Here is a 1,112-nt window from a genome sequence, read left to right on the forward strand (position 1 = left end):
GCCTCCCCGGATCTGATGCGCACGATGCTGCAAAGGATCATCAACGAGCTCCTCTCCGCGGATGCTGACGCGGTCGCCGGCGCTGAATACGGCCGGCCCAGCCCCGGTCGAACTGTCCAGCGCAACGGCTACCGCCACCGCGACCTCGACACCCGCCTCGGCACGATCGACGTCGCCGTACCCAAGCTCCGCACCGGCACCTACTTTCCCGAGTGGCTGCTCGAGCGTCGCAAACGTGCCGAGTCCGCCCTGATCACCGTGATCGCCGACTGCTACCTCGCCGGCGTCTCCACTCGCCGCATGGACAAGCTCGTCAAGACCCTCGGCATCAACTCGCTCTCGAGATCGCAGGTCAGTCGCATGGCGGCCGATCTCGACGAGCACGTCGAGCAGTTCCGCCACCGACCCTTGGACGCTGCCGGCCCTTTCACGTTCGTTGCCGCCGATGCGCTCACGATGAAGGTCCGTGAGGGTGGGCGGGTGATCAACGCGGTCGTCCTGGTCGCGACCGGAGTCAATGGTGACGGGCACCGCGAGGTCCTCGGCATGCGAGTGGCAACCAGCGAGACCGGCGCCGCGTGGAGCAGCTTCTTCGCCGACCTCGTCGCACGTGGGTTGGGCGGAGTCCGGCTGGTCACCTCCGATGCCCACGCCGGACTGGTCGAGGCAATCGCAGCTCACCTGCCCGGCGCATCCTGGCAGCGCTGCCGCACCCACTACGCCGCGAACCTGATGAGCATCTGCCCCAAGAGCATGTGGCCTGCCGTGAAGGCGATGCTGCATAGCGTCTATGACCAGCCCGATGCCGCCGCGGTGACCGCGCAGTTCGACCGACTCCTGGACTACGTGGGCGAAAAGCTCCCCGACGTGGCCGAACACCTCGACGCCGCCCGCGCTGACGTCCTCGCGTTCACCGGCTTCCCCAAGGACGTCTGGATGCAGATCTGGTCGAACAATCCCGCCGAACGACTCAATCGCGAGATCCGCCGGCGCACCGACTCAGTGGGGATCTTCCCTACCCGCGACGCGATCATCCGACTCGTCGGCGCGGTGCTGGCAGAACAGACCGATGAATGGGCCGAAGGACGCCGCTACCTCGGCCTCGACGTCCT

The 1,112-nt window shown here is 67.0% G+C and carries 1 protein-coding gene; it reads left to right on the forward strand.

The annotated features are described in order from the left end of the window. A partial coding sequence (locus INT51_RS21935; protein WP_193107507.1) for an IS256 family transposase occupies positions 1-1,112 on the forward strand: 1,112 nt, incomplete at both ends.

Source organism: Brachybacterium sp. FME24 (assembly GCF_014897705.1).
In the GTDB taxonomy this organism is placed as follows: Bacteria; Actinomycetota; Actinomycetes; order Actinomycetales; family Dermabacteraceae; genus Brachybacterium.